Source organism: Actinomyces oris (assembly GCF_001929375.1).
Lineage (GTDB): Bacteria > Actinomycetota > Actinomycetes > Actinomycetales > Actinomycetaceae > Actinomyces > Actinomyces oris_B.
Genome location: NZ_MSGO01000038.1, coordinates 91,857 through 118,208, shown reverse-complemented (window position 1 = coordinate 118,208; position 26,352 = coordinate 91,857). Strand labels below are relative to the sequence as shown.

Genomic DNA, 26,352 nt, shown 5'->3' with positions numbered 1-26,352 from the left:
ATCCCATGAGGAAGCGGCTGTTCTCTGCCCTGCTTGCCGCCACCACCGCGAGTGCCCTGGCCCTGACCGGCTGCGCGGTTGACGAGTCGAAGAGCGATTCGATCACCATCGCCTGCGGAGCCATGGAGGATCTGTGCCAGAAGTGGACTCAGACCTTCACCGAGCAGACCGGGATCCAAGCCACTTACGTGAGGCTCTCATCCGGTGAGACCGTCGCCCGCCTCGACTCGGCGAAGAACAGCCCTGAGTTCGACGTCTGGCACGGAGGCCCAGTGGATGGCTACGGTACCGCAGCAGCCAAGGGGCTCATTGAGACCTACGAATCACCCAATGCCGCCAAGATCCCTGACAAGTACAAGGACGCCGACCACAAGTGGACCGGTGTCTACGTGGGAGTCCTGGGGTTCTGCTCCAACAAGACGGTCCTGAAAAAGCTGGGCGCGGAGGCGCCGAAATCCTGGGACGATCTGCTCAAACCTGCATTCAAGGGGCAGGTCTCTACCGCTCACCCGTCAACCTCCGGAACCGCCTTCACCACCCTGTGGACACAAAATGTCCGCCTGGGCGGGCAGGACCAGGCCCTGGACTACATGAAGAAGCTGCACAGCAACGTTCTGCAGTACACCAAGTCCGGCACCGCGCCGGGACAGATCGCGGGCCGCGGTGAAGTGGCCGTGGGGCTGGTCTTCTCCCACGACTGCGTGAAGTACCAGGAAGAGGGCATGTCCGACCTCCAGGTGTCCTTCCCGAAGGAGGGAACCGGATACGAAGTCGGCGGGGTGGCCCTGGTGGCCAAGTCCAAGCACTCCGAGGCAGCCAAGAAGTACATCGACTGGGCGATCTCGGCCGACGCGCAGAACATCGGACAGACCGTGGGGTCCTACCAGATTCCAACCAACCCCGACGCCAAGACCAGCAACAAGATGGTCAAGCTCGACGACGTCACCCTGGTGGACTACAACTTCAAGGCCGCAGCAGAGGCCAAGCCCGCGCTGACCAAACGCTTCGACGAGGAGATCGCCGCACAACCGAAGGGGTGACGAAGCCCTCTCCTTCCGTGTTCCGGGACCAGTCGGTCCCGGAACACTCTCTCCACCCTTCCCACGGCCGCCACCAGCCGAGCGGCCCCCTCGATCGGAGTCCTCCATGTCTTCCGCGGCCTCAACGCTGCCCCGTCCCCATACTCCTGCCCCTTCCGCAGCAACGACACGACGCTCCACCAAGGTCCGTCGAGACCCCGTGACCATCGGCATCGTTACTGCTATCACCCTTGTCCTCATCATCCTCATCGTCCTTCCTCTGGTGACGATCCTTTCTCAGGCCTTCTCCGCCAACGGCTCAGAGGTCCTCACCAGCCTGCTGCGCTCCACGACGAACCGAACAACGGTTATCAATACTGTCGTTCTGGGCCTCGTCGTCGGAACCGTCGGAACACTCATCGGTTTCTTCTTCGCTTACGTGCAGGCTCGTGTCGACATACCCGGTAAACGTCTCCTTCATCTCATCTGCCTCATCCCCATCGTCTCCCCACCCTTCGCCGTCGCCACGGCCTCCATCACACTCTTCGGACGCAACGGGATCGTCTCCACTCAGCTGCTGGGCCAGCAGTGGAACATTTACGGGCTCCCCGGCCTGACCCTGGTGCTGTCCCTGTCCTTCTTCCCCGTCGCCTACATGAACATGCTCGGCATGCTGCGCAACCTGGATCCAGCCATGGAGGAAGCCGCAGCATCGCTGGGCGCCTCACCCTGGACGGTTTTCCGCACAGTCACCCTCCCCATGCTTATCCCGGGCTTCGCCTCCTCCTTCCTCCTGCTCTTCGTCGAAGCGATTGCCGACCTGGCGAATCCACTGGTCATCGGAGGGGACTTCACCGTGCTGGCGTCTCGCGCCTACATCGCAGTCAACGGTGAGTACAACACCGCCGCCGGGAGCGCCTACTCCCTGGTACTCCTGGTGCCGGCCCTGCTGGTGTTCGTCCTTCAGAGGTACTGGGCGTCACGCAGCTCCGCTGTGACCGTCACGGGGAAGCCCACCGGCAGGGTCCGTCTGGTTCGCGCTCCGCTTCCCCGCATCGCCCTGTCTGCGACGGCGGCCGCCCTGGCGCTGTTCGTGGTGTCGATCTATGCGACTGTCATCCTGGGATCCTTCGTCAAAATCCTGGGCGTGGACAACACATTCACGCTCAAGAACTTCCAGTACGTTCTGTCCGGAATCGGCAACGACGCCATGATCGACACGACGATCCTGGCGCTGATCGCCACTCCGATCGCCGGAGTTCTGGGAATGCTTGTAGCATGGCTCGTCGTCGTACGCCTCAAGGCCAGTGCCGGCCTCATGGACTTCCTAGGAATGCTGGGACTATCGGTTCCCGGAACAGTCCTGGGCATTGGCTACCTCATCACCTTCAATAAGCCAGTCATCTTCGGCCACCTCATGTTCATGCCCGCCCTCGCCGGAGGAAGCGCAGTCTTCGGCGGAGCCATTGCCATCATTATGGTGTACATCGCCCGCTCCATGCCATCAGGTCAGCGATCAGGCATCGCGAGCCTTCAGCAGGTGGACAAGTCCATCGATGAGGCATCAACATCCCTGGGCGCCTCGGGCCTGCAGACCTTCACCAAGGTGACGATGCCGCTCATTAGGCCGGCCTTTATCGCCGGCCTGACATACGCATTTGCCCGCTCCATGACAACCCTATCCCCGATCGTATTCATCACTACCCCGAAAACCAAAATCATGACCTCCCAAATCCTTGCCGAGGTTGACGCAGGAAGATTCGGGAACGCATTCGCATTCTGCACCATCCTCATCGTCATCGTCATGCTCGTCATCGGCGCGACCAACCTCCTGGTCCGCGACACCTCGGTGGCATCGTCAGCCCGTACGAGCCTGTAACCCCGTTCAGAAAGGACTTTCACAATGAACCCCACCGACAAGACGAAGGTGCGCTCCAGCTCCGACCACGAGACTTCCGACACCAAGAGCGGTCGCCTGTCCCTCATGGAACTCACCAAGACATTCGGTGACGGAAGCGGAGAGGTGACTGCCGTCGACCACATCAACCTCGACATCGACCCAGGGGAGTTCATCACGCTCCTCGGTCCCTCAGGTTGCGGAAAAACCACTACGTTGCGAATGATCGCCGGCTTCGAAGATGCATCATCCGGAAAGGTCATGCTCGACGGCGACAACATGGCGGTCATTCCCCCTAACCGGCGCCCGATGTCGATGGTCTTCCAGTCCTACGCCCTCTTCCCCCATTTGTCAGTGCGGGACAACGTAGCTTACGGTCTCAAGCTGCAGAAGATGCCGGCGGCACAGATGGACGAGGCCATTGAGGTGGCTTTGACCGCGATGAACCTGACGGCTATGGCCAAACGCGCCCCGTCTCAGCTCTCTGGCGGCCAGCAGCAGCGTGTCGCCCTCGCCCGCGCCATGGTTGTGCGCCCCAAGGTGCTGCTCTTCGACGAGCCCCTCTCCAATCTCGATGCCAAGCTGCGCATCAAAATGCGCCTGGAAATCCGCCACATGCAGAAACGACTGGGGATCACCTCGGTCTACGTCACTCATGACCAGTCTGAGGCAATGGCAATGTCTGACCGCATTGTCGTCATGAATGCGGGCCGTATCGAACAAGTTGACACCCCCGAGGAGATCTACCTGCATCCCGCATCGGTGTTCGTGGCCGACTTCGTGGGACGCGCCAACTTCCTCAAGGCCACGTTCATCGAGGCGCTCGATGCGCCCTCCCAGACGCGGAGGCGAGCGAAGGTGGAGGTGCTCGGTTCTGAGACGACCGTTCCCAGTCATCCCAGTGCAGTGGACGGCGACCAGGAGGTTGTGCTCATGGTCCGCCCCGAGTCGGTGAGACTGGCCGCAGTCCAGGAGCCGGTCCAGCGGATCTCGGGGTCGCTGGGACAGATCATCACCCGTGTCTTCTACGGGGAGACCGTCGAGTACGAGGTCGAGACCGAGTACGGGTCCATGGTCTGTGTCGTCTCCGATCCTCGTCAGGATGAGCTGTTCCAGGAGGGGCAGGCCGTACGCGTCTCCATCGAGTCCCACAAGGCGTGGCTGCTCCCTGCGGAGTAGAAGCGTCGTCGCGCGTTCCTCAGTGCCGCCGGCGCTGGGCCTCGCGAGTGGTTCGCCGAGCTCAGCGCTGGCGCAGGAGGTGCTGCTCGGCGCTGTCCAGGATCGGCCAGGCGGCCTCGGGGGCGTAGACGCTCAGGCCGCCGTCGGACACCGGCAGCTCGACATCGCCGTCGTCACCAACGAGTACCGGCTCGTGCCCGCCCAGGACGCAGATCCACTGCTCGCCGGCGTGCCGCGCCCCGACGTGGAGGCGCTTGGTGGCGGCCCTGCGGTCGGACAGGACGACGGCGAGCCCGGAGCCGGGGTGGGCCTCGTCGCCCTCGCGCGCGAAGCCGACGACGTCGGGGTCGTCGAGGGCGTCGTGCTGGGGGCCGTGGGCCAGGGCGCGGCGCATGGTCATGAGCAGCGGCAGCTCGGTGACTGCAGGCAGGTCGCCGGTCTCGGGGGTGCCGAACAGGTCGCCCCAGAAGACGCAGGGGGTTCCGGCCTCGCGCAGCAGGATGAGGGCGTAGGCCGAGGGCTTGAACCAGGACTCGATGGTGGAGGCCAGCGACTGGCCCGGCTGGGTGTCGTGGTTCTCCACGAAGGTGACGGCGCACGCGGGGTCGGCGGCCACGAGGGTGTCCTCGAAGAGGCGGGTCAGGTCGACGTCGCCGTTGGAGGTGGAGGCGGCGTGCAGGTGGAAGTGGAGGGGGACGTCGAACAGGCTCATGAAGGGAACGGCCTCCAGGTAGCCCTCCAGCTCGGCGACGTCGCGGGACCAGTACTCGCCCACGGCCGGCAGGGCGCGGCCGGTGGCGCGGCGCAGATCGGGCAGCCAGCGGGCGAAGAAGTCGGCGCCGACGTGCTTGAGGGCGTCCAGGCGCAGGCCGTCGACGCCGGTGGTCTCCACGTACCAGCGCCCCCAGCGGTCCATCTCGGCGCTGACGGCGGGGTCGACGACGTGGACGTCGGAGCCCATGAGGTAGTCGTAGTTGCCGAGCTCGTCGTTGACGTTCTCGTTCCACTGCTTGCCCTCGAAGAGCCAGACGCCCTGCTGGTGGCGGGCCTCGTCCCAGTCGGTGCCGTGGAAGCAGGTCCAGTCCCAGGTGAAGTCCGAGTAGGCGCCGGCGCGCGCCGGGAAGGTGTAGCGGGTCCAGGCGGTGATCTCCTCGGTCTGCCCGATGGGGCGCGTGCGGTCGTGGGGGTCGACGGGCGTGGCGCGCACGACCTCGGTGTCGTCCCCGCCCATGCGGTGGTTGAGGACGATGTCCGCCACGACGCTGATGCCGGCCGCGTGCAGGGCCTCGATGGCGGCGAGGTAGTCCTCCTTGGTGCCGTACTTGGTGGGGACGGTGCCCTTCTGGTCGAACTCACCCAGGTCGTAAGTGTCGTAGACGCCGTAGCCGACATCCTCCACGCCAGCCTGCCCCTTGTAGGCGGGTGGGAGCCACACCGAGCTCACCCCGCAGTCGACCAGGAGGGCGGCGTTGTCCGCCAGGAGGCGCCAGTGAGTGGAATCGGCGGGCAGGTCCCAGGCGAAGGCCTGGAGCAGGAGGGGGTTGACGACGTCGTCCGGGTTGGCGGGGCTGGGCTGGGCGTGGTTCTCGGTCACGGTTCCGATGCTGCCAGTCCTTCCCCGCAGGCGACAGCCGAATGCGCGGTCGAGAAGTCCGTGCGTGTCCGCCTGCCCTGTGCCGGGTTGTCCTGTGTCTGTCCGCACGGTCCCTCCCGGTGTCCCACATGCCTCAACGGCCGGGGCATTCCATGCAGGTAGATGCGTGCGCCTGCAGCCGGGGACATTCCACGCGGCCGGGGGGCGTGTCCCTCCGGACGGGGACGTTCGACGCCGTCGGGGACCGGAATCCTGTCCCCCTACGCGCACCATGTCCCCGGCCGGAAAAAGTGCACCCCTACGCGCAGTATGTCCCCGCAGACAGAAGAAGGAAGGACGATGTGGACAGTGCGGATCGACGGCCCCATAATGGTGGGGAGCCAGCCGGCTGCTACCGGTTGACTCCCCTCGCAAGGGAACGGCCTAGCCGATCCACTTACTGAGGGCATCCACAAGGACACCGACGGCCCGGATCAGGCGAGCGACAGCGGTCAAGACTTCGCTCACCTTCCGGGCCGTTACCTTGCCCTTGCGGACTTCTGCGCGTCGTCCTCTCGGCTTGGACACGGCCCTCACCTCCTCCCGGCTCCTTCCTCCCCGGCAAGGACATGAGTGTTCCGGGAGAAGATGCCATGGGAGGCATCACCCATCATGCCAACGGGCGCCGGCAGCCCTTCTCGGACTCCACAACACGGGGATTCCGCGGCAAGACAGTCGCCCTTGTGGACACCGGCGTCGTCGGTGCTCGTCCCGCGCCTCTTGGTCTCCAACACGCAGTGACGGCCGGGGGCATTCGACGCCGTCGGGGACCGGAATCCTGTCCCCCTATGCGCAGCACGTCCCCCGGCCGGAAGAAAGCGCACCCCCACGCGCAGAATGTCCCCGCAGACGGAAGAAGGAGGGACGATGTGGACAGTGCGGAACGGCGCGCTCTCGACTCGCGAGTGGTCAGGTTGACGTGAGCAGGGCGGCGACGTCGTCGAGCTGAACGGCGATCTTAGTGAAGTCCCGGTCCAGGTCGAGGGTGCGCACGTGGAAGCGGTGCCCGGTCTCGGTCCAGGTCTCGCGGATCGGCGGGTCGACGGCGGTCTGGGCGTAGAGCAGCATGCCGGCGACCTCGCGCCCGGCCTGCCGGGGGTCGCTGGCCTCGTGCATGACGTAGCTGTAGATCTGGTTGCGGTTGGCCGGGGACAGGATCGACCTGTCGTAGCGGGAACCGAGGATGCGCCCGTAGCACTTGGTGTCGATGATGAGGGTCCGCTCCGGCCCGGTCAGGACGATGTCGGTGTGCAGCCCCGGGAGGAAGACCGGGGCGTCCTCGATGCCGCCGCTCACCCACGGAGCGCCGGCGCGCAGGTGGGGGTGGTGGCGGCGGAAGTAGGCCAGGACGAATCGCTCGTACAGCGCGCTCAGCTCCTGGGGGTCGAGGAAGTCGGCGAGGCTGACTGCGCCATCTGCGCCGCTGAGCAGCCGCTCGTCCAGGATGAGTCGGCACACGCCCATGAGCAGCCGGTAGGAGCGGTTACCGCGGTGGAAGCGCAAGCTCTCCCAATGCAGCCGCCGCAGGTCCCCGGTGCTCATCACCTTGACGTCGCCCATGACGAGTAGTGTCGACTTCAGGCGCGTCCTGCGGGCTGGGACGATGTCGCCGTGCAGGATCAGGCGCAGGGCGGCGGTCTTGAGGAGCCGGTTCATGAGGGTGTTCTCGGTGCGCTCGTCGTAGCCGCAGCGCACCAGGCTCCTGCGACACACCCTCAGACGCATCGTGGCGGCCGGGTCGATGCGTCCTCGCACAACCGTCAGGTCCTCACTGAAGGGCTGATAGTCCCGCTCGAAACCACGTCGGCGCTGGTTGTCCAGCCCACCGGCCAGGATCGCGGCGAGCATGTCGTGGACGTGCTCGAAGTCCTCGGCCGCCAGGCGCCGGTGCTCACCGGTCTCCAGCGCCTTGAAGGCGTAGGCGAGCATGTAGTAGACGTTCTTGAGCAGGACGGTGCTGGGACCACGCTGGTGCGGTCGGCCGGAAGCCCCGTCTCGCGCCCGGCCGGGCAGGGCCTCCGTCATACCAGGACGCTCTCCAGCTCGTGAATGCTCTCGTCCATCGCTGCGGGATTGTCGAACCAGTACTCGCGCACCAGTGGCTCCAGCTCGTAGCGCACCACCGAGGTCACGTCCGCATCCATGCCCGCAGGGTTCTCGGGGCCGGCCGCAGGCAGGCACAGGTAGGAGTGGCCGATCTGGAACCCGGGGCCGAGGGCCTCGTCCTCGACGATCCGCTGGTTGAGGCGGCGTACGACGTCGACCAGCGCCTCCAGCCTCGAGCTGCCCACGGCCTCGACGTGCCTGAGGAACCCAGGGTGGTCGAGGGCCGGCCTCATCTCGAAGAAGGCGAAGCGGCGCCGTAGCGCGTAGTCGATGAGGGCCAGCCCCCGGTCGGCGGTGTTCATCATGCCGATGATGTGGAGCCGCTTCGGGACGGACAGCAGATCCCCGGACACGGGCAGACGCAGCGCCTCCCCACGGTGCTCGGCCTCAACAAGCATGAGCAGCTCGCCGAAGGCCTTGGAGACGTTGGCCCGGTTGATCTCGTCGATGATGAACACGTAGTCCCGTCCAGGGTCGGCGGCGGCACGCCGGCAGAACCTGGCGAAGACGCCCTCGGCGGCCGCGAACCCGCCCTCGGCCGTAGGGCGCAGCCCGACGACGACGTCCTCGTAGGCGGTCGACTGATGGAACTGCACCACCTCCACCCGCGAGTCATCCGTCTGCCCCATGAGGGCGTATGCCAGGCGCTTGGCCGCGAAGGTCTTCCCCGTACCCGGAGCGCCCTGGAGGATGAGGTTCTTCTTGCGGCGCAGCAGCCCGAGCATCTGCTCCAGGTCCTCGGGATCGACGAATACCTCCGCCAGGAAGTTCTCCCGTGTGTAGACGTCGGCGACGACGTCGGGCTCATCAGCGCTCCGGGGACTCGCGGCGGAGGCGGAGATCGTGGACGAGTCAGGGTCGTTCCGATCCTCGAACAGTGACTCGAGCTGGGCCGGGTTGTAACTGGTCTCCTGCGTGAGACGCTGCAGTGTCACTCGGCGGACGCCTCGCTGAAGCGGCCAGGAGCCGACATGCGTCCACTCGACGTCACGCACGCAGCGGTAGGAGGGCCGGGCATCGTCGTAGCGGAACTCCGAGCGGACGACGCCGCGCCCGATGATCTCGGTCGGACCGCGCCGGGCGTAGACGACGTCGCCGGGACGCATCGTGCGGGTGAAGTCCCGGATCATGCCCGCCGCGCCTGTCGGCCTGCCTCCCCAGTCCCCGTAGCCGGCCTCCAGAGCCTCGATGACGGCTTCCTCGTTCGGGTAGCTCGTGGGGTCGCCGATCCGGTCCCAGTTGAGTGCCATGATCCCGGCCGTTCGAAACTCCTCCCACTTCCCGGCGCCCTCGCCCGGGACGTAGAGCCAGTAGCCACGCTCCTGCTCCTCGGCCGTCTGAGCATCCTCATCCGACGTCGTCATCGGCTCACCCATGATTCCTCCTCATCACCCGTGCCCGCGGCGCTGCGGGCACGTCCAGGGAGAATAGTAGTGCCGGCTCACCCCATCGATACCGGCCGGGTGCGCAGCGGAATCCGGTCGATCCTGAAAACACACCCACCTGATACCAGTCTGGTACCACCTGCTACTGTGGACGTATGGCGATGACATTGCGCTTGAGCAAAGAGGATGAGCGGCTGCTCGCGCTCCTTGCGCAGGAGGACGGGGTCAGCCGCCAGGAGGCGACGATCCGGGCGATCCACGAGGCGGCCGCGCGCCGCGGACATGAGCAGAGAGTCGCAGACGCCTCCGCCCGCATCCGCAACCGGTACGCCGAAGTCCTGGAACGCCTCGGCCGCTGATCGGGCAGAGATGGTCGAGTACCTGACACTCGAGGACGCGCTGTCGCTCATTGAGGACCTCACTGCGGGACCGGTCCGCGATCTCGGCCTGCTCGACTCGGCGCTGCACCGACCTGCGACCGCGCTCTGGGGACGCGACGCTTACGCCACCATCGATGAGAAGGCCGCGGCTCTGCTTGATTCCCTGGTCCACAATCATCCACCGGTGGATGGCGGCAAGCGCCTGGGGTGGCTGGCCACGCTGGTCTTCCTGGACATCAACGGCCACTGGGTCGAGGCGCCCGACGACGACGCCTACCGGATGGTGATGGACGTCGCCGCTGGGAAGCTCTCACTCAAGGAGATCACCGAGGCCCTGTCTCAATGGCGCGCTCGCAGTACCACGATGCGCTCGGAGAGTCTGCCCACCAGCGGCAGCCGCGTCAGGGGCGCGAGCAGGGGGTGGTAGCGCGCGATGGTGCGGGTGAAGGGGACGTCGTGGAGCAGCGTGTAGCCGGGGGCCACCGTGCGGCGGAACTCGGCGGCACTGGAGCAGCCGTAGGTGTAGCGCGCCCCCGCGTCCTCCACTGAGCGCTCCCGGCCGTACTTCTGGAACAGGCGGGGCATGACCTCGATGAGGACGGTCGCACCGGGCAGGCGCGCGGCGATGATGTCCAGGAGCGTGCGAACCTCCTCCTGCTCGAGGTACATGCTCAGTCCCTCGATGATGACGAGCACGTCGCGGCTCATGTCCTCCAGATGGTCGGGCCAGGCGGGGTCGAGGGCGGAGGCGGCAATGGTGCGGTGACGCTCACCGTCCTCGAGCAGCCGGCGTCGCAGCGCGATGACGTCGGGCAGGTCGAGGTCGTACCAGGTGACGCGCCCGTCGTCGAGGCGCTGGAAGCGGGTGTCGAGCCCGCAGGCGATGTTGATCACTGTGCAGCCGGGGTGGGTGGCCAGGTACCCGGCCACGAGCGGGTCGAGCGTGAGGGTGCGCAGCACGACGCCGTCAGCCATGAGCCGGTCCTGCCTGGCCATGGTGAAGTCGTAGTCGAGCCGGGAGACGAGCTCGACGGCGGCGGGGTCGGTGAAGCGCGGCCGCTCGCAGAGCGTGTGCTCCGCCCTGGCGTGGAGGGTCAGCAGCATCGTCTTGCTGACGCTGGTCAGGTCCACAGTCCCGTGTGCGCTCATGCCAGCAATTCTGCGACGTCGGCGGCCCGGGAACCACCGCTGTCAGAAAACGGGCTGGGCCGCCCGCTGCCGCTGCCCGCCGCGCGGCTCAGTCCTCCTCGAGGACCCCGTTCCAGGCCAGGAAGCCGATGGTGCGGCGCACGGCCTCCTCCCAGTTGGCGTCGCCGAAGCCGTGGGCGGCGCCGGGGATGGTGACGAGCTCGGCGTCGGGCAGGGCGCTCACGGCGGCCCGGGAGACCTCGATGGGCACGGCGCGGTCCTGGTCCCCGTGGACGATGAGAACGGGGCGGCGGTAGGTGGCCAGCTCGGCCCCGACCTCCAGGTTCCAGCCGTCGACGGCGTAGACGCGCCCCAGGCGGATGCCTGCCCAGTCGAACTCCTCGGGCACGGCCGCCGGCGTGCGGAAGGCGGCGCGCAGGTTCTCCCCCAGCCGCAGGGCCGGGTACCACAGGGCCAGGGCGGTGATCCGCTGCGGGTGACGGGCGGCCGCGAGCGCTGCGACCGCCCCGCCCAGACTCAGCCCGAACAGGGCGACCCGGGAGGCGTCGACCTCCGGCCAGGCGCAGGCGGCGGCGAGGACGGCTTCGAGGTCGGCCAGCTCGGTGAGGGCCGACATCGCGGTGGTCTCGCCCTGGCTGGCGCTGCCGCCGCCCCCGCGGAAGTCGAAGCAGACGGCCACGGCCCCGGCCGCGGCGAAGCGCCGGGCCATGGGGGCGACGCGGGTGTGGGAGCCCTCCATGCCGTGGCAGCAGATGACCAGGGGCGCGGGGGACGACGACGCCGTGCGCGGGACGTAGGTCAGTCCCCCGACCCCCTGCCCCTGGACGGTGAGGGTGACCTGCCGTGAGAGGTAGGGCTGCGTCGTCGTCACGTGTTCTCCTTGCTGCCTGGGGCCGGCAACGAGAACCGGCCCGGCGGCCATCGTAGACGGACCGCCGGACGGGTGAGGACGCGCAGCGTCAGCGGTAGGCCTCTGCCGAGGCGCTCTCGTCGTAACGGGCCACGAGGACCAGGCCGGACAGCGCGTAGGGGCCACCGATGTAGGGCATGACCTGCACCAGGGCGGCGGCCACCTTCTGGCGGGAGGAGCCGGCCCTGATCGCCCCGGCCACGTGCGGGCGCAGCTGGGTGGTGGCGCCGATGGCGGCGATGGCCACGAGGCTGATGAGCTCGCGCTGGGCGACGTCGAGGCCGCCACGGGTGGCGAAGTCGCCGAAGGCGGAGGAGGTCAGCAGGTGGGGCACGAACTGGTCGAAGGGCTCGGGCAGGGCGGAGAAGACCTCCTTGACCTCGTTGCCGTAAAGCGGGGCCTGGATGGCGGCGCCGGCCTGCTCGCGGGCGCTGGGGTCGGTGGCGTCGACGGTACCGGCACTCTCCAGGGGCAGGGAGATGCCGCGCGCCTCGAAGACCTTGTTGGCGATGTCGATGGCGTTGAGCGTCTTGGGGAAGCCGATGTAGGGGGCGCACTGGTAGATGGTCTCGCGCAGCTGGAGCGGGCCGGCGCCGATGTTGAGGGCCGCGCCCACATGGGCCGTGAGCTGCGGGAGGGTCTGCATGGCGGCCAGGACGGTGACGGTGAGCAGCTCTCGCTCAACGTCGGTGAGGACTCCTGTGGAGAAGGCCTCGTCGAAGATCTCGTTCTGGAGGATGTCGAAGAGCTCGGGATCCGTGGGATGCGGCTGCGGCTCCAGGCCAAAGAGTCGGGTGAAGGTCTCACGTGCCTGTGGTGTCAGCGCCATGGAGGGGCTCCTTATGCAGTGCGGGCGGCTCAAATCCGAGCATGTCACGTCGGCCGCCCCGGCGATGAGCTTGCTACGCCCCGTCGCCGGATTCGCGACGGGGCGACCTCTCAGACCAGTGCCATGCCGCCGTCGACGAGGATGAGCTGTCCCTGGACATAGCTGGAGGCGTCGGAGGAGAGGTAGAGGATCGTCCCGTTGAGCTCGCCCTTGCCTCCGGGGCGGCCGGCGGGGTTCAGCGCGTTGTAGGCCGTCAGGAACTCCTCACTGCTGAACAGGGTGCTCTCGGTCATCTCGGAGGCGAACAGCCCCGGTCCGACAGCGTTCACGGTAATCCCGTAACGGGCGTAGGAGCAGGCCATTCCCTTGGTGAGCCCCAGGACCGCAGCCTTGGAGGCGTTGTAGGCGTGACGGATGAACACGTCCTGCTTGTCGGCGATAACGGCGTTGACCGAGGCGATATTGACGATCTTGCCGTACCCGCGCTCACGCATGAGGGGCACGACGTACTTGCTGACGTGGAACATGCCCTTGACGTTGGTGGCGAAGGAACGGTCCCAGTCGGCCTCCGAGAGGGTGTCGACACCGCCGCGCACGGCGACCCCCGCGTTGTTGAGAAGGATGTCGATGCGCCCATAGGCCTCCACCACCTTCTCGACGGCGTTACGGCAGCTCTCCTCGCTGGTGACGTCACAGCGGACGGCGAGCGCACGGCGTCCGGCCGCCCGGATCTCCTCGCCCAGAGCCTCCAAACGCTCAAGACGCCGAGCGAGCAGGGCGACATCGGCACCGTTCTCGGCGTAGGCACGGGCGGCGTCCGCACCGAGGCCCGAGCTTGCCCCGGACACGACCGCCACCTTCCCACTGAGGTCGAACATACTGGTCATGATGGTTCCTCCTTGCACCCTCCGGCGCGCCCCAGGTGGCGTCGTCGGAGCGGACTGCTATGAACCATGCCGGGGTTGTCGGGGTATCGCAAGGGACCAAGAACCTTCCTGGATCTTCTGCCCGACTGGAGCAGCAGCGCCTCACGGGCGTGAACGTCCGTGAGCAGTCACCGCTCAAAGCCCGCGAGCCTCCAGGCCATGCGGATGACGCGGGCGGCCTGCGTCTCGAGCTCGTCGCGAGTCAGGGCCGCGCCTCCGTTCTCCGGCTCGCTCCGGCCACCCGGCCCGCGCCCTGCGCTCCCCCGCTCCAGGGCCGCCAGGAGGTCCTGGCGGTCCGTCTCACCTCCAGGCATGAAGAGCTCGCCTCCGGCCTTGATGGTGGCGGCCGCGGTGGCACGCGGGTGCTTCATGTCGCTGCGGGTCATGCCGTCGACGACCCAGTCGGTCATGACCAGTCCGTCGAAGCCCCACTCCCGGCGCAGGATCATCTCGAGCAGCTGGGCAGACTCGGAGGTGTGGACGCCGTTGATGAGGTTGTAGGAGGTCATGACGGCGGCGGGCCGGGCCTGGCGCACGCAGATCTCGAAGGCGCGCAGGTAGAGGTCGCGCAGGGCTCGGGGGCCGACCCGGCTGTTGGAGTTGAGGCGGTTGGTCTCCTGGTTGTTGCAGGCCAGGTGCTTGATGGTCACGCCCCGCCCCGGGTGGGTCTGGACCCCGCGGGTGATGGCGGCGGCGATGCGTCCGGCCAGCAGCGGGTCCTCGGAGAGGTACTCGAAGTTGCGTCCGCACAGGACGCTGCGGTGCAGGTTGATGGCGGGGGCGAGCCAGAGGTGGATACCGAAGCGCTCCATCTCGGCTCCGACGACGTCGCCGAGCTGCTCAGCCAGCGCAGGGTTCCAGGACTGGGCGAGCGCGGTGCCGATGGGGATGGCGGTGGTGTACTGCTCGCGAATCTCGGCGGGTTCGCGGGGTTCTGGCTCGTCGGCGATGCCGAGGGCCTCACGTCCGGCGTCGTCCAGGAGCTCGAGGAAGGTGGCGGGCAGGCTGGAGTCGCCCAGGGAGAAGGGGCCCTCGGCGTCGACGCCGTAGGTGGGGGCCAGGCGCAGACCGGCGGGCCCGTCGGCCATGATGATGCCGGGCAGACCGGGGATCCGGGTGGTGGCCTGTCCCGCCGCGCCGATGACGGTGGTGGAGGCGGCCCCGACGATGGAGCCGGACTCCTCACCGCGGCGGTAGTCGCCCAGGACGGTATGGATGAGCTCGTCGTCGGACAGGTCCCGGGCCAGGGTGAGGGCCAAGTCCTCCCTCGCTACCTGCTCATCGGGCGCGGCGCGATCCGGCAGGCGCAGGTCGTCCGGGTCGACGGCGAGCACCGGCAGGCCGGCCGGAATGTCGAGGACCGCAGGGGGCTCGGGCTTCCAGTCGGTGAAGCCGGGCTCCCCCAGGTCGCCGGCCAGGTGTCGCACGGTTGCGTCCTGGGCGAGCTCGACGACGGCGACGGGGCTCAGTTGCCGGCTGGAGGTCCCCGCCCGCAGCAGGTAGCGCCCGGCCTCCAGGACCGTGGCGCGGGCGGCCTCGTCGTAGGAGGCCAGATCGGTCAGGTCGACGTCGACGGTGATCCGTGCCGTGGCGCCGGGGGCGATCTCACCGGTCTTGGTGAAGCCTGCGAGTGCCTGGAGGGGCTGGTCGAGGCGTCCGGCCGGCACACTGACGTAGACCTGGATGGTCTCCTTGCCCGGGTACCCGCCGGTGTTGGTGACGTCGACATCGATGCTCACGCGGGCGCCGTCGAGGCTCACCTGGCGGGGCTGGGCGTCGAAGGTCGTGTAGCCCAGGCCGAATCCGAAGGGGAGGAGCGGTTCCTTGCCGACCGAGTCGTAGAAGCGGTAGCCGACGTAGATGCCCTCACGGTAGTGGGTGTCGTCCGGGTCGCCGAAGTCGCCGAGCTGGTCGCCCTCGTCCCAGGCGCTCCAGGTGGTGGCGAGCTTTCCGGAGGGGTAGGCCCGCCCCAGGAGGACGTCGGCGAAGGCGTCGCCGATGCAGGCGCCGAGCTGGGAGAGCAGGAGGATATTGGCAACATCATCGAGCGGGCTGAGGTCGACGACGCCACCCACGTTGAGCACGAGGAGGAACCGCTCGAAGCGCTCGTTCAGGGCGAGGATGTCACGGATCTCGGTGTCGGTGAGCCTGAGGTCTCCGGCCTCGGGGGTGCGGTCACTGCCTTCCCCGGAGGTTCGGGACAGGACGTAGACGGCCGTACGCGGGTCGCTGCCGGTCTCGATGTCGAGGGGGATCGTGTACTCCGGCTCGGGCATGACCGAGCCCATGCCGACCATGATGGCGGGGAGGCCGCGCTTGGCGGCCTCGGCCCTGATGCCGGCGATGAAGTCCTCATGGGCCTGCAGACGGATACGGTCGTAGGCCTCCAGCCAGGGCCGGGTGACGATGGTGAAGCCGGCCGTCACCAGTCCCTCCTCAATGGTGGTGACGTGGCGGGAGTTGACGTCTCCGCTGCCGGTTCCGCCCTTGATGGTGTGTCGCGCACCGGAGCCGTACAGGGCGATCTCGCCCGGCTCAGCCAGGGGGAAGGCGCCATTGGAGCGCAGCAGCACCATGCACTCGGGGGCGAGAGCGCGGATGGCGGCCAGGTGGTCGGTCTCGTAGGCTTCCATATCGCAATCTCCTCTTGTCATGCCGACGGCAGCGCCACGTGCAGGCCTCGCACTGAGTGAACGAGCTGAGCTCACCTCATCATCGCGGTGTTCTGTTGCCTACGATAACGGAGCAGACACCGGATCCGGAGATGTTGTCGGAGAGCACTCGGGGCTCTGTGGAGTGGAGGAATCATGAAGGCACCCAAAGGACTCAGCGGGAGCAGGATCGCTGTCGGCGTGGCCAGTGCGGCCCTGACGGTGGGGGCCTTCAGCCTTTACTCCCGCAAGCGCTATGGTCGCTCGGCCGCGGCGAGCCTGGCGGAGTACGGCACCCGGCCGGTCAAGGCGCTGGGCGCGCGCGTCCCGATCACCGAGCGGATCGCGCGTCTGGCAGGCCGCCCCGAGCCTGCCCGTTCCGTCACCTTCCCGGCCTGGGGGCGCTTCTTCTACGACCTGGAGCGGCGCGAGGACTCCGGCATGCCCGTCTACCACGTCCGCCCGCGGACGCCGTCGAGCGCGGTCATCGTCTACCTGCACGGCGGCGGCTACATCTCGACGGCGGTCTCGGCGCACGCCTGGCTGGTCGATCATCTGGCCCGCAGGACGGGGGCCGACGTTGTCATGCCGCTCTACCCGCTGACGCCCCACCACACCTGGTCCGAGGCGCACCGGTTGGTGCTGGAGCTCTATCGGCGCACGGTGGCGGAGAACCCGGGTAAGCGGATCGTCCTCATGGGGGACAGTGCCGGCGGGGGCCTGGCGGCGGTCATCGCCCTGTCCCTGGCCGAGGCCGGTGATGCCCAGCCCGACGAGCTCGCCCTCATCTCACCCTGGGTCGACATCACCCACGTGAACCCGGAGATCGCCGACTACGTCGACGCCGACCCGCTCATGGCGCCCGGGCCCCTCACGGAGATCGGTCGCTCCTGGGCGGGCGGCACCCCATTGACCGACTGGCACCTCTCGCCCATCTACGGTGAGTTGTCGGGCCTGAAGAAGGTGACGACCTTCGTGGGGACCCGGGAGATCCTCCTGCCGGACAATGCGCTCTTCCATGCCAAGCTCCTGGAGGCCGGGGTGGACTCGACGCTGCACGTCGGCGAGAGCCTCAACCACGTCTACCCAATGTTCCCCACTCCCGAGGGACGCCGGGCGCGCCGAGACCTCGTCCGCCTCGTCACCGGCGAGCTCGCCTGACCACGCTCGATTACCGCCACTGGCGGTAAAGTGTGGCGGTAATCGTCGTCACACTGACAACATTACGGTCTCCCGACAAGCCGAGAGCATCTCAGAGGAGAACAGATGGGCTACGAGCCACCGCTGAACCGCACCGCCGAGATCGACGAGCTCTGCATGGAGATCGCCGAGCTCGTCGGCGCTTTGGGAACAACCTCCCCTCTCAGCACGAGCCCTGTCCTTCACCGCGAGCTGCGCATCACCACTATCCATTCCTCCCTCATGATCGAGGGGAACACGCTCTCACGTGAGACGGTCACGGCAATCCTCGACGGCAAGCGGGTTCTTGGTCCCGCCGAGCAGATTCTCGAGGTGGACAACGCCCGTCTCGCATATCAGCTCATGGATGACCTCAACCCTCATTCTGCCGATGACCTGTTGCGAGCTCACGGTGTCATGATGCGCGGGCTCATCGACGACGCCGGGCGATACCGTTCAGGGAACGCAGGAGTCTTTCAGGGGAGCAGACTCGTCCACGCAGGGACACCGGCGCAGTACCTCCCCGAGGTCATGGGCGACTTGTTCGGCTGGATGTCGTCAACCGACCTTCACCCTCTGCTGGTGTCCTGCATCTTCCACTACGAGTTCGAGTTCATCCACCCCTTCGCGGACGGCAACGGCCGCACCGGCCGCCTATGGCACACGCTGCTGCTGTCCCACTGGCGATCCCCATTGGCCTGGTTACCGATTGAAAGTGTGATCCGCGGACGCCAGGCCGACTACTACGCAGCGATCGCGAGCTCCAACACGGCAGGGACGAGCGATTCCTTTGTCACCTTCATGCTCACGATCATCAGAGATGCCCTCATCCCCTACGCATCAGACTCTCCGGCCCAGGATCGTCAGGAACGGACTCTCTCGTTCTTCAAAGCTGACCCGAGTGCAACCATTGCCGATCTGGCAGGCCATTTGGAGTGCGCGCACAGAACAGCGGAGCGTATTGTCTCCGACCTGCGCCGCTCGGGGCGTCTGAGGAGAGAGGGGAGCGCTCGAGCAGGAACATGGCGCGTCATAGAAGAAGGTGGATCTGCTTAGCTTCCGGTTGACAGGGTCACTTGGAGCGCCGTAGCCTCGTCCGCCTCGTCACCGGGGAGCCCACCGCTTGAGAGTCGGTAGGACGACAGCCAGGTAGGAGATGGCCTCGTCCCGAGAGACACCGACCCCCTCGGCCATATAGGGGGCGGCGTGCTCGATGAAGGCATCGAGCGTTTCCTCTCCAGTGAAGGCCCCGTCCGGATAGCACCAGGTGCAGTACTCCTCCGACTTCGTGCCGTCGGACTCGGCACCGTAGTCCGCCTCTTTGCCCAAGGGGAGAGCGCAGCTCTGGCAGCACGGCTCCGGGGGCATCTCCAGAAGCCGTGTGACTGGAACGTCGAGCGCGCCGGCGAGGAGCTTGCACATATCGACACCCGGGGTCGTCACCCCGGTCTCCCACCTCGAGACGGCTTGGCGGGTGACAAGGACCTTGCCCGCCAGGTCACTCTGAGTCATCCCCTGAGCCTCCCGGGCTGCGCTAATGACCTCTCCGATACTCATGCTGGTCCCTCTCTCTTCCGCAGCCCTCTGCATGGCCACGCTCATCAGGTAACCACAGCCCCGCTCCGACGTCGAGAAACAGGTTGTTGCACCGAGAGCACCGGCCTTCCGACACCGTTAACCGGTAGCCGGCACCGTTCTGATCCTCCGGGTGGCGCCCATCCAGTCCGGCATGTGGCGCCGTTTCGATCCGGCATGTGGCATTTATCGACCATATGGAGGGTTCCTGAATCCCAGCGGGACGCATGTCGCCGACGGCACACGTCGCTCCCGTCAGGCACGCTGGTCACTGCCGGCTCACCCAGTCGAAGAGGTTTTCGGCCTCCTGACGGCAGCCGGCACGGACCAGCAGGTAGAAGGTCGCGTGCACCGCCGTGTCACGAATCGGCACGACGACCCGTTCGGGTGCAGCGTCCGAGAAGAAGGGCGCATCGGTGACGAAGTGAGGGCAGCGGCGAGCTGCGCACCAGCCCTTCGAAGACACCGCGGTCCTCCTGCACAATGAACTCGGAGTGAGGCAGATGCTGGTCGCACACCTGACGCCAGAAGCCGATGTCTTTGAGCAGGAGGAAGGTCTCACCGTCGAGCTCGGCCATGCTCACGCTGCTCCTGCCCGCCAGCTTGTGCTCGGAGGGCAGGACGACGGCGAGGTTCTCCACCATGAGCCGAGTCGAGCGCACCATGGGCAGCGCCTGGGGCCGCAGACTGATACCCAGGTCGAGGTCGCCGTCGACAACCCCGCACTCCACCTCGTCCTCGCCGAGCATCTAGGAGGTGAGGACCAGCCCGGGGAACCGCTCGGTCATGAGGGCGGTCAGGCGCCACAGCGGTACTGGAGCGACAGTCCCCACCCGTAGAGCACGGGTGCGACGGGCGACGTCGGCCAGTGCCTCGCGCATCATCCGCTCGGCCCTGAGGATTTGCCCTGCGTGCTCCAGGGCGACCCGACCGGCGTCGTTGAGGATGAGGCGGCGTCCCACACGATCGAAGAGAGACTGGCCAAGTTCTCTCTCCAGGCGCCCGAGCGAGCGCGATAGCGCCGGCTGCGAAAGGTGCAGAACCTGCGCCGCCGCGCTCATGGTCCCTTCGCGCTCGATCGCCTCGAGCTGCCTCAGCTGTTCCAGCTCCATCCGCACCCTCCACGCCTTGATGCACCTCATGCATCAACAGTTCCGATACTTGCATTTTACAGAATGAAGATCGCCGTAAAGACTGATGCATGAAACAACGAGATCGAAGCAGTCCGCTGAACCAGGAGGAAACCCCATGCTCTACCAGACCCTCAACAACGGAGTCGAGATGCCGATGCTCGGATACGGCGTCTTCCAGACCCCACCGGATCAGACCGAGCGCTACGTGAATGAGGCTCTCGAGGTCGGCTATCGCCTCATCGACACCGCTCAGGCCTATGGCAACGAGGAGGGCGTCGGCGCCGCCGTGCGCGCCAGCAGCGTGCCGCGGGAGGACGTCTTCATCACCTCCAAGATCTGGGTCTCTAACATGACCTACGAGCGAGCCACCGCCTCCATCGACGAGTCGCTGCGCAAGCTGGGCACCGACTACATCGACCTCATGCTGCTACACCAGGCCATGGGCGACTACCCCGGCGCCTACCGCGCTATGGAGGACGCCTACAAGGCCGGCAAGCTGCGCACCATCGGGGTGTCCAACTTCTATCCCGAGCGGCTTATCGACGTGGCCCTGCTCGCCGAGGTGCCGCCGGCGGTCAACCAGGTCGAGACGCACCCCTTCCGCCAGCAGGACGAGGCCCACGAGGTCATGGCCGAGCTCGGCGTCGTCCACGAGGCCTGGGCGCCGTTCGCCGAGGGCCAGAACAACATCTTCGCCAACCCGGTCCTGACTGAGATCGGCGAGAAGTATGGCAAGAAGCCTGGACAGGTGGTGCTGCGGGCGCTCATGCAGAAGGACGTCGTCGTCATCCCCAAGTCCACCCGCCGCCCTCGGATGGAGGAGAACTTCGACGTCTTCGACTTCGAGCTGAACGCCAAGGACATGGAGGTCTTCTCCGCGCTCGACGACGGCAGCCTGCCGCGCATCTTCGACCACTACGACCCCAAGACCGTCATGTGGCTGCTGCGCGACTACGTAAAGAACAACCAGCTCGCCGGCGGGACGCTGTACTGAGCGGCCAGGCCTTCATCACCGGCTGGCGTGGTACGAGCCGGTGTCCGACACCGAGTGACCAGGCGGTGGCCGGACGTCATGTCCTGACCGCGACCAGTCGACACCTCCATCCCCCGACACTGAGAGGAACATACGAATGAGTCCTATGACGCGACGCGCGCTTGGGCAGGCATTTGGGTCCCTCGCCACGGTACAGGCCCTGGGCGTAAGCACCGCCTCCGCCGCCCAGGGCTCCCCCTCGGCCAACCCGTCCGACTTGAAGGCCGGTTCCACGAACAGCACCAAGCCCATCTGCATCATCCGGCAGGGCACCTTCCAGGCCGCCAACCCCGACCGGGCCAGTCACCGTCGGCTGGTCTCACTCCATGAGGCACGGGGTGTCGGTGCGGATGAGATAGCGCGGCTGACGGTGCTCGACGTTAAACCGAGCTCCTACTTCTCCCAGCGCGGCGCCTCCGACCAGCACGGCGCCGGCAACACCCTGTTCGCTGAAGACCGGGAGTTCATGGCCAGGCTCTTCAACCGCTGACCGGGTCCGTGGCAGTCCATGCGCCAAGGACAGCTCGCCGAGGGTGACACCTTGGACACGTCTACGCTCTGGGCTCTATCCATGCGGATTCAAGGTCGAAGCTCGTGCAGTGGGAACGTGATCGTGCCATCCGGCAGGGCCGCCTTGAAACCTGTCCCGGTGATCACCGCCTTGAATGCGGGAGGTGCCATGTCGATCTGGGCGATGGCTGAGGCCAGGCTCTGGGCTCCACGCTGTACCTGCCCGCCACCGATCTTGACCTCAATGGCAGCCCAGGTGCCATTGGGCATGGTGATGACCGCGTCGATCTCGTGTCCGTTGGAGTCGCGATAGTGGTAGAGGTGTCCCCCCAAGGCCTCGGTGTAGACCAGCAGATCATGGATGACCGCGGACTCGAACAGGAAACCGAGCGTCTCAAGGTCTGCGCCAAGACGGGCGGCGTCAGCATGCAATGCGGCCGCGGCCAGAGCCGGGTCAGCCAGGTGGTACTTGGGTGAACGACGCAAACGGGCCTTGGAGCGCAGGGAGACCGCCCAGGGATGGATCGGCTCAAGGATGAAGACGCGCTCCAACAGTTCGAGCAGCTTGGCAACAGTGGCCTCCGAGGGTGCGGGTAGCGTTCGCGATATGTCCCGACGCAGTGTCGACTGGGAGACGTCGCTTGCGGTGGAGCAGGCTAGTGACGTGATGAGCTGCTCGATGACTGCCGGCTCGGAGCGCAGGTTCGCAAGTCGGTTGAGGTCTGTGGTTGCGATGTCCTTGATGTAGCTCTCCATGCTGCGTGCCCCGATGTCCGATGGAGCGTTCAGCAGACCGGGGAATCCGGGGCACAGGATGCCACGGATGATCTCGTCGAGCGGAGCCGTGGACATGGACGACGACGGGCGCACCCCGTCGAGCAGCGCGCGCAGCGAGACGCCGTCGTCGTTGAGACGGTTGTCCTTCTCCGCCCAGGTCATGGTGCGCTGACGGACTCGGATGAAGCGTGTCGCGCCGGTGTGCCGGATGGGGTCGGCGGCTGGCACGGCCGAGCCGGTGAGGATGAAGCGCCCGTGCTCGGCAGAGAAGTCGACCTCTCTGCGTGCGAGGTTCCAGATCTGGGGAATGAGCTGCCACTCGTCCAGGAGGCGCGGGCTGGCTCCGGCCAGCAGCACATGCGGGTCGATCTCGGCAGCCGTTTGCGCCTCGGGGGTGTCAAGCAGGGCGTAGGAGGACGCGTGCGCCAGCCCCGTCATCGTCTTACCGCAGCCGCGAGGGCCTTCAAGGATGGCCGCCCCGGTCGATTCCAGGACGCGGGTCATCAGCGGATCGATGGCGCGCGGCAGGTAGCTCGTTCCTGTGACCTCAGCGGTATCCATGACGTCATAGTGTAGGTGAAGTGAGGAACTTGCAGGGAGCCTAGTAGGGAATATGCAGGTGATGGAGTGAGGAGTTTGCAGGACTCGACGTGAGGGATCTGCAGAACCGGGTCAGGCATCCCAAGGTCTCCGCGCAGCGCACCGGACAGGCTCAACAACCGATGGTGAACAGTTGCCCTTGGGCCAGCCACATTGGAAAGGACTGACATGCTGCTGTTCGTCAACGCCTCTTCCAAGCGCGACGGCAACACCACTGCCATGGCGGAGAGGCTGCTTGCAGGAACCGGCTACGAGACGCTCCACCTCATCGACTACGCCATCCCCCCGAGGCTCATCGCCACCCGGTGACCAGTGGCCCCAGGTCTGGGAGCGCATGTGCGCGGCGGACGTGCTCGCATGGGGAACTCCGGTCTACCGGCACGGCATGACCGGTGCCCTCAAGACCGTCATCGAGCGGATGAACGACGAGCCCACCAAGCGGAATCGCCCGGACTGCCCTGGGCGTCGTCAGTACGTCAACGCACCCCTCTACCCGGCCTGGGCGGAGCGGTAGTACATGACCGCGACCTGGGTGCGGTTGCGCAGGCCGAGCTTGGCCAGGATCGCGCTGATGTGGTTGCGCACCGTGCCCTCGCTCATGAACAGTCGCGCCGCGGCCTCGGCGTTGTCCAGACCCTCGGCCACGGCCTCGACCACCTCGTACTCGCGGTCGGTCAGCGCCGCGAAGGCGGTGCTCCGCAGGTCCTTGGCGGCCGGCCCCCAGCTTCCCTCGGTCTGCTCCCGCCCTGCAGTGCCTCCGCTGAGCCCCATGGTGGTGCTGCGCTCGAGCACCTCCCCCTCCAGGACGCAGACCCCGGCCATGACGGAGCGCAGCGCCGGGGCGACCTGGGCGACGTCCTGCTTGATGAGGTAGCCGCGCGCTCCCATCTTGAGGGCCCGCACGATGTACTCGTCGTCGGAGAAGGTGGTCAGGAAGACGATGCGCGCCCCGGCGTCCTCGGCCAGAATCTGCTCGGCCGCGCTGAGCCCGTCCCCGCCGGGCATCTGGATATCCATGAGGAGGATGTCGGGGGTCAGCTCCCGGTAGCGCTCAGTGGCCTCGGGTCCCGAGCAGCCCAGGCCGACGACCTCGACGTCGTCCTCGACCGACAGGATCGTGGACAGGGACTGGGCGACGAGCGCGTCGTCGTCGACGATGAGGACCCTCATGATGCTCCTTGTGTACCTTGTCCGTCCTTGGGGATCGTGGCGAAGACCGTGAACCGTGGCCGCGGGGTGATCCGCACCCGGCCGCCCAGGACCTCGACCCGCTCAGTCATGGAGCGCAGCCCCAGGCCCGAGCCGCCGCGGCCGTCCACGGCCGGCTCGCCCTCGGCGGGGACGATGCCGTCATTGTCAACCGTCACCTGCCAGAAAGCAGGATAGTCGGTGACGGCCACGCGGGCCGAGCGGGCCCCACCGTGGCGGGCGGCGTTGGTCAGGGCCTCCCGCACGACGGCGACGACGCAGCGCGCCACCGCCGCCGGCGGCTCGACGTCGGTGGAGCAGTCCACGCTCACCGACTCGATGCCGCAGCGCGAGCCCAGCAGGTTGAGGGAGGTGGCCAGCTCCTCGCCGTCGTCGGACAGGGCGTGGACGGAGCGGCGCATGGAGTCCAGGGCCTCGTCCAGGCCGCTGTCCAGGGTGGCCAGGTCGGCAACGACGCCCGGCTCCTCGCGGTGGACGACCTGGAGGGCCTTGACCTGCAGCAGGAGGCGGGTGAGGAGGTGGCCGACGCCGTCGTGGATCTCGCGGGCGATGCGGGTGCGCTCGGCCAGGGCGGCGGCGCGCAGCTCGTAGTCCTGGGCCTGGAGCAGCTGGGCGTTCGTGTCCTGCAGGGTGAGGACCTTCTCGCGCAGGTCGTCGCGCACCACGTGCAGGCTCCTTCGTGCCGCCTCCTCCTGGACGGTGCGCAGCGCCAGGAGGGCCGCGAGCGCGCAGAACACCAGGGCCAGGGCCAGCACGGGTATGTCCTGAACCCGGGCGGCCATGAGAGCCGCGAAGGGAATGCAGGCGGCTGCCGCCGCCATTCGCGCGTGCCGGGTTCCGAGCGCACCGAGGCGGGCCAGGACATAGACGACCAGCGGCGCCCCGGTCACGGAGTCCGTCGAGAGGGCTCCCGCCAGGAGGTAGGCGGCCGGGACGGCGATGCCCCACTGTCGCTGGTCGGCGCTCATGCTCAGGCCGGCGACGGTCACGGCCGCGATCAGCCAGATCACGGCCGCCGTCTTCACCTGCCCCACGAGCAGGGCCAGCAGGAGGCAGCCGCACAGCAGCACGCCCTTGTCGACCAGAACCCTCATCCCTCGATTATCGGTCGATGGCCGGCGCTCGTGGGCCCGGCATGCCGTCGGCGGACGCGCTGCGGCATCTCATGACAGAAGTCATGGGGGCCGGCCGCAGTCATGACACCAGGCACTTCTGGCCGCCCCCGCGCCCCGGGACCATGGATGTCATGAGCCGGGGACCACCGGCGCAACGAAGGAAGGACCCGAGATGGACGGCGAGGATGAGAACCACGAGGCGGGCCTGGCGGTGGAGGTCGACTCCCTGGTCAAGCGCTATGGGGAGCTGGTCGCGGTGGACGGACTGTCTCTGACGATCCCGCGCGGTCAGGTGCTGGGGCTGCTCGGCCCCAACGGCTCGGGCAAGACGACGACGATCAGCTGCATCCTTCAGCTGCTCACCTACGACAAGGGCTCGATCCGCGTCTTCGGTGAGCCGATGACGCCCACCTCCTACGGTCTCAAGCGTCGCATCGGCGTGGTGCCTCAGGAGGTCGCCGTCTTCGATGAGCTCACGGTGGCGGAGAACGTCAACGCCTTCTGCGCCCTCTACGTGCGCGACCGCGCCGAGAGGCGCCGCCTGGTGGCCGAGGCGATCGCCTTCGTCGGCCTGGAGAAGTTCGTGAGGTTCAAGCCCAAGAAGCTCTCCGGCGGCCTGCTGCGCCGCCTCAACATCGCCTGCGGCATCGCCCACGGCCCCGACCTCATCTTCCTCGATGAGCCCACAGTCGCCGTCGACCCGCAGAGCCGGGGCGCCATTCTCGAGGGCATCAAGCGTCTCAACGAGCGCGGTGCCACCGTCATCTACACGAGCCACTACATGGAGGAGGTGGAGCAGCTGTGCGACCGGATCGTCATTATGGACCGCGGCCGTCAGGTGGCCTCCGGTACCTCCGACGAGCTCAAGGCCATGATCGGCACCGGTGAGCGCATCCGGGTGGAGGTCGTCGACCCCGCCCCGCTGGGAGACGAGGCCCTGGAGGCTCTGCGCCGCCTGGAGCATGTGCGCACGGTCACCTACCAGGACGGTGAGCTGCTCATCGAGTGCTCCCCCGGGGCTCACAACCTCACCGATGTCATGAGGGCACTGGACGCGGCGGGGGCAACCTGCGGCCGGGTGACCTCCGAGCCCCCGACCCTCAACGACGTCTTCCTGGAGATCACCGGGCGGGCCCTGCGAGACGAGGCGGCCTGAG

General features: G+C 67.1%; 26 protein-coding genes. 12 read left to right on the top strand and 14 right to left on the bottom strand.

Annotated features, from left to right (window positions below; genetic code table 11):
* The first annotated feature begins 5 nt into the window (after positions 1-5).
* From BKH32_RS09320 to BKH32_RS09310, 3 genes are all read left to right on the top strand, one after another.
* A complete protein-coding gene (locus BKH32_RS09320) occupies positions 6-1,040 on the top strand; it encodes an ABC transporter substrate-binding protein (RefSeq protein WP_075249764.1) in 1,035 nt (344 codons plus the stop codon).
* Positions 1,041-1,146: 106 nt separating this feature from the next.
* Complete coding sequence (locus BKH32_RS09315) at positions 1,147-2,898, top strand: ABC transporter permease (RefSeq protein ID WP_143222786.1); 1,752 nt, start codon at positions 1,147-1,149, stop codon at positions 2,896-2,898.
* A gap of 24 nt (positions 2,899-2,922) precedes the next feature.
* On the top strand, positions 2,923-4,095 hold the full coding sequence (locus BKH32_RS09310; protein WP_075249763.1) for an ABC transporter ATP-binding protein: 1,173 nt from the start codon (positions 2,923-2,925) through the stop codon (positions 4,093-4,095).
* Between the two features lie 61 nt (positions 4,096-4,156).
* On the opposite strand, the gene BKH32_RS09305 is transcribed toward BKH32_RS09310, so the two are convergent.
* From BKH32_RS09305 to BKH32_RS09295, 3 genes are all read right to left on the bottom strand, one after another.
* Positions 4,157-5,689 carry an alpha-amylase gene (locus BKH32_RS09305; RefSeq protein WP_075249762.1) on the bottom strand — a complete coding sequence of 511 codons (1,533 nt, stop codon included), beginning with the start codon at positions 5,687-5,689 and terminating at the stop codon, positions 4,157-4,159.
* 948 nt (positions 5,690-6,637) lie between these two features.
* Positions 6,638-7,753: a 5-methylcytosine restriction system specificity protein McrC gene (locus BKH32_RS09300; protein WP_081376768.1), complete on the bottom strand. Its 1,116-nt coding sequence runs from the start codon at positions 7,751-7,753 to the stop codon at positions 6,638-6,640.
* Positions 7,750-9,210, bottom strand: coding sequence for an McrB family protein (locus tag BKH32_RS09295; protein WP_075249761.1), 1,461 nt, complete (start codon positions 9,208-9,210; stop codon positions 7,750-7,752). The genes BKH32_RS09300 and BKH32_RS09295 overlap by 4 nt, the downstream gene beginning before the upstream one ends.
* A gap of 164 nt (positions 9,211-9,374) precedes the next feature.
* On the opposite strand from BKH32_RS09295, the gene BKH32_RS09290 reads away from it, so the two are divergent.
* Entirely contained in the window at positions 9,375-9,578 is a 204-nt protein-coding gene (locus BKH32_RS09290) for a hypothetical protein (protein ID WP_003789504.1), read from the top strand.
* 10 nt (positions 9,579-9,588) lie between these two features.
* Positions 9,589-10,026: a type II toxin-antitoxin system death-on-curing family toxin gene (locus BKH32_RS09285; RefSeq protein ID WP_075249760.1), complete on the top strand. Its 438-nt coding sequence runs from the start codon at positions 9,589-9,591 to the stop codon at positions 10,024-10,026.
* Here the strand turns inward: BKH32_RS09285 and BKH32_RS09280 are convergent.
* From BKH32_RS09280 to BKH32_RS09260, 5 genes are all read right to left on the bottom strand, one after another.
* The gene (locus BKH32_RS09280; RefSeq protein WP_075249759.1) at positions 9,939-10,748 is read right to left on the bottom strand and encodes a class I SAM-dependent methyltransferase; all 810 of its coding nucleotides are present in this window, start codon (positions 10,746-10,748) and stop codon (positions 9,939-9,941) included. The genes BKH32_RS09285 and BKH32_RS09280 overlap by 88 nt on opposite strands.
* Positions 10,749-10,836: 88 nt before the next feature.
* Positions 10,837-11,619 carry an alpha/beta hydrolase family protein gene (locus BKH32_RS09275; RefSeq protein WP_075249758.1) on the bottom strand — a complete coding sequence of 261 codons (783 nt, stop codon included), beginning with the start codon at positions 11,617-11,619 and terminating at the stop codon, positions 10,837-10,839.
* 88 nt (positions 11,620-11,707) lie between these two features.
* Complete coding sequence (locus BKH32_RS09270; protein WP_075249757.1) at positions 11,708-12,487, bottom strand: carboxymuconolactone decarboxylase family protein; 780 nt, start codon at positions 12,485-12,487, stop codon at positions 11,708-11,710.
* Positions 12,488-12,597: 110 nt separating this feature from the next.
* Complete coding sequence (locus BKH32_RS09265) at positions 12,598-13,374, bottom strand: SDR family NAD(P)-dependent oxidoreductase (protein ID WP_075249756.1); 777 nt, start codon at positions 13,372-13,374, stop codon at positions 12,598-12,600.
* A gap of 167 nt (positions 13,375-13,541) precedes the next feature.
* Positions 13,542-16,046 carry a glycoside hydrolase family 3 protein gene (locus BKH32_RS09260; protein ID WP_178384596.1) on the bottom strand — a complete coding sequence of 835 codons (2,505 nt, stop codon included), beginning with the start codon at positions 16,044-16,046 and terminating at the stop codon, positions 13,542-13,544.
* 174 nt (positions 16,047-16,220) lie between these two features.
* On the opposite strand from BKH32_RS09260, the gene BKH32_RS09255 reads away from it, so the two are divergent.
* Together BKH32_RS09255 and BKH32_RS09250 are read left to right on the top strand one after the other, a co-directional pair.
* Positions 16,221-17,225 (top strand): alpha/beta hydrolase, encoded by a 1,005-nt coding sequence (locus tag BKH32_RS09255; protein WP_075249755.1) that lies wholly within the window; start codon positions 16,221-16,223, stop codon positions 17,223-17,225.
* 105 nt (positions 17,226-17,330) lie between these two features.
* Entirely contained in the window at positions 17,331-18,299 is a 969-nt protein-coding gene (locus BKH32_RS09250) for a Fic family protein (protein ID WP_075249754.1), read from the top strand.
* Positions 18,300-18,347: 48 nt separating this feature from the next.
* Here BKH32_RS09250 and BKH32_RS09245 read toward each other — a convergent pair whose 3' ends face one another.
* From BKH32_RS09245 to BKH32_RS14090, 3 genes are all read right to left on the bottom strand, one after another.
* Positions 18,348-18,800: a zinc ribbon domain-containing protein gene (locus tag BKH32_RS09245; RefSeq protein WP_075249846.1), complete on the bottom strand. Its 453-nt coding sequence runs from the start codon at positions 18,798-18,800 to the stop codon at positions 18,348-18,350.
* A 377-nt stretch (positions 18,801-19,177) separates the two neighbouring features.
* A complete protein-coding gene (locus BKH32_RS14095; protein WP_218638463.1) occupies positions 19,178-19,567 on the bottom strand; it encodes a LysR substrate-binding domain-containing protein in 390 nt (129 codons plus the stop codon).
* Positions 19,568-19,960, bottom strand: a complete 393-nt coding sequence (locus BKH32_RS14090) for a LysR family transcriptional regulator (RefSeq protein ID WP_218638462.1) — start codon at positions 19,958-19,960, stop codon at positions 19,568-19,570.
* A 106-nt stretch (positions 19,961-20,066) separates the two neighbouring features.
* Between BKH32_RS14090 and BKH32_RS09235 the strand changes: the two genes are divergently transcribed.
* Together BKH32_RS09235 and BKH32_RS09230 are read left to right on the top strand one after the other, a co-directional pair.
* The gene (locus BKH32_RS09235; protein WP_075249753.1) at positions 20,067-20,945 is read left to right on the top strand and encodes an aldo/keto reductase; all 879 of its coding nucleotides are present in this window, start codon (positions 20,067-20,069) and stop codon (positions 20,943-20,945) included.
* 145 nt (positions 20,946-21,090) lie between these two features.
* Positions 21,091-21,474, top strand: a complete 384-nt coding sequence (locus BKH32_RS09230) for a hypothetical protein (RefSeq protein WP_075249752.1) — start codon at positions 21,091-21,093, stop codon at positions 21,472-21,474.
* Positions 21,475-21,563: 89 nt separating this feature from the next.
* Here the strand turns inward: BKH32_RS09230 and BKH32_RS09225 are convergent, their stop codons facing one another.
* Positions 21,564-22,832 carry an ATP-binding protein gene (locus tag BKH32_RS09225; protein WP_075249751.1) on the bottom strand — a complete coding sequence of 423 codons (1,269 nt, stop codon included), beginning with the start codon at positions 22,830-22,832 and terminating at the stop codon, positions 21,564-21,566.
* 207 nt (positions 22,833-23,039) lie between these two features.
* Here BKH32_RS09225 and BKH32_RS13945 point away from each other — a divergent pair, with 207 nt between their 5' ends.
* Complete coding sequence (locus BKH32_RS13945) at positions 23,040-23,180, top strand: hypothetical protein (RefSeq protein ID WP_178384594.1); 141 nt, start codon at positions 23,040-23,042, stop codon at positions 23,178-23,180.
* A gap of 40 nt (positions 23,181-23,220) precedes the next feature.
* Complete coding sequence (locus BKH32_RS13290) at positions 23,221-23,385, top strand: NAD(P)H-dependent oxidoreductase (protein ID WP_252862928.1); 165 nt, start codon at positions 23,221-23,223, stop codon at positions 23,383-23,385.
* Here the strand turns inward: BKH32_RS13290 and BKH32_RS09215 are convergent.
* Together BKH32_RS09215 and BKH32_RS09210 are read right to left on the bottom strand one after the other, a co-directional pair.
* On the bottom strand, positions 23,361-24,041 hold the full coding sequence (locus BKH32_RS09215) for a response regulator transcription factor (RefSeq protein ID WP_075249749.1): 681 nt from the start codon (positions 24,039-24,041) through the stop codon (positions 23,361-23,363). The two genes, BKH32_RS13290 and BKH32_RS09215, sit on opposite strands and share 25 nt — an antisense overlap.
* Entirely contained in the window at positions 24,038-25,174 is a 1,137-nt protein-coding gene (locus tag BKH32_RS09210) for a sensor histidine kinase (RefSeq protein WP_075249748.1), read from the bottom strand. Before BKH32_RS09210 ends, BKH32_RS09215 begins: the two co-directional genes overlap by 4 nt.
* A gap of 193 nt (positions 25,175-25,367) precedes the next feature.
* Here BKH32_RS09210 and BKH32_RS09205 point away from each other — a divergent pair, with 193 nt between their 5' ends.
* Positions 25,368-26,351, top strand: coding sequence for an ABC transporter ATP-binding protein (locus BKH32_RS09205; RefSeq protein ID WP_075249747.1), 984 nt, complete (start codon positions 25,368-25,370; stop codon positions 26,349-26,351).
* Position 26,352: the final 1 nt, after the last annotated feature.

Excerpts from the sequence above, each read along its gene's own strand:
- BKH32_RS09320 (WP_075249764.1), top strand. The coding sequence starts at position 6 with ATGAGGAAGCGGCTGTTCTCTGCCCTGCTTGCCGCCACCACCGCGAGT.
- BKH32_RS09315 (WP_143222786.1), top strand. The coding sequence starts at position 1,147 with ATGTCTTCCGCGGCCTCAACGCTGCCCCGTCCCCATACTCCTGCCCCT.
- BKH32_RS09310 (WP_075249763.1), top strand. The coding sequence starts at position 2,923 with ATGAACCCCACCGACAAGACGAAGGTGCGCTCCAGCTCCGACCACGAG.
- BKH32_RS09300 (WP_081376768.1), bottom strand. The coding sequence starts at position 7,753 with ATGACGGAGGCCCTGCCCGGCCGGGCGCGAGACGGGGCTTCCGGCCGA.
- BKH32_RS09295 (WP_075249761.1), bottom strand. The coding sequence starts at position 9,210 with ATGGGTGAGCCGATGACGACGTCGGATGAGGATGCTCAGACGGCCGAG.
- BKH32_RS09290 (WP_003789504.1), top strand. The coding sequence starts at position 9,375 with ATGGCGATGACATTGCGCTTGAGCAAAGAGGATGAGCGGCTGCTCGCG.
- BKH32_RS09285 (WP_075249760.1), top strand. The coding sequence starts at position 9,589 with ATGGTCGAGTACCTGACACTCGAGGACGCGCTGTCGCTCATTGAGGAC.
- BKH32_RS09280 (WP_075249759.1), bottom strand. The coding sequence starts at position 10,748 with ATGAGCGCACACGGGACTGTGGACCTGACCAGCGTCAGCAAGACGATG.
- BKH32_RS09270 (WP_075249757.1), bottom strand. The coding sequence starts at position 12,487 with ATGGCGCTGACACCACAGGCACGTGAGACCTTCACCCGACTCTTTGGC.
- BKH32_RS09265 (WP_075249756.1), bottom strand. The coding sequence starts at position 13,374 with ATGACCAGTATGTTCGACCTCAGTGGGAAGGTGGCGGTCGTGTCCGGG.
- BKH32_RS09260 (WP_178384596.1), bottom strand. The coding sequence starts at position 16,046 with ATGGAAGCCTACGAGACCGACCACCTGGCCGCCATCCGCGCTCTCGCC.
- BKH32_RS09255 (WP_075249755.1), top strand. The coding sequence starts at position 16,221 with ATGAAGGCACCCAAAGGACTCAGCGGGAGCAGGATCGCTGTCGGCGTG.
- BKH32_RS09250 (WP_075249754.1), top strand. The coding sequence starts at position 17,331 with ATGGGCTACGAGCCACCGCTGAACCGCACCGCCGAGATCGACGAGCTC.
- BKH32_RS09245 (WP_075249846.1), bottom strand. The coding sequence starts at position 18,800 with ATGAGTATCGGAGAGGTCATTAGCGCAGCCCGGGAGGCTCAGGGGATG.
- BKH32_RS14095 (WP_218638463.1), bottom strand. The coding sequence starts at position 19,567 with ATGCTCGGCGAGGACGAGGTGGAGTGCGGGGTTGTCGACGGCGACCTC.
- BKH32_RS14090 (WP_218638462.1), bottom strand. The coding sequence starts at position 19,960 with ATGAGGTGCATCAAGGCGTGGAGGGTGCGGATGGAGCTGGAACAGCTG.
- BKH32_RS09235 (WP_075249753.1), top strand. The coding sequence starts at position 20,067 with ATGCTCTACCAGACCCTCAACAACGGAGTCGAGATGCCGATGCTCGGA.
- BKH32_RS09230 (WP_075249752.1), top strand. The coding sequence starts at position 21,091 with ATGACGCGACGCGCGCTTGGGCAGGCATTTGGGTCCCTCGCCACGGTA.
- BKH32_RS09225 (WP_075249751.1), bottom strand. The coding sequence starts at position 22,832 with ATGGATACCGCTGAGGTCACAGGAACGAGCTACCTGCCGCGCGCCATC.
- BKH32_RS13945 (WP_178384594.1), top strand. The coding sequence starts at position 23,040 with ATGCTGCTGTTCGTCAACGCCTCTTCCAAGCGCGACGGCAACACCACT.
- BKH32_RS09215 (WP_075249749.1), bottom strand. The coding sequence starts at position 24,041 with ATGAGGGTCCTCATCGTCGACGACGACGCGCTCGTCGCCCAGTCCCTG.
- BKH32_RS09210 (WP_075249748.1), bottom strand. The coding sequence starts at position 25,174 with ATGAGGGTTCTGGTCGACAAGGGCGTGCTGCTGTGCGGCTGCCTCCTG.
- BKH32_RS09205 (WP_075249747.1), top strand. The coding sequence starts at position 25,368 with ATGGACGGCGAGGATGAGAACCACGAGGCGGGCCTGGCGGTGGAGGTC.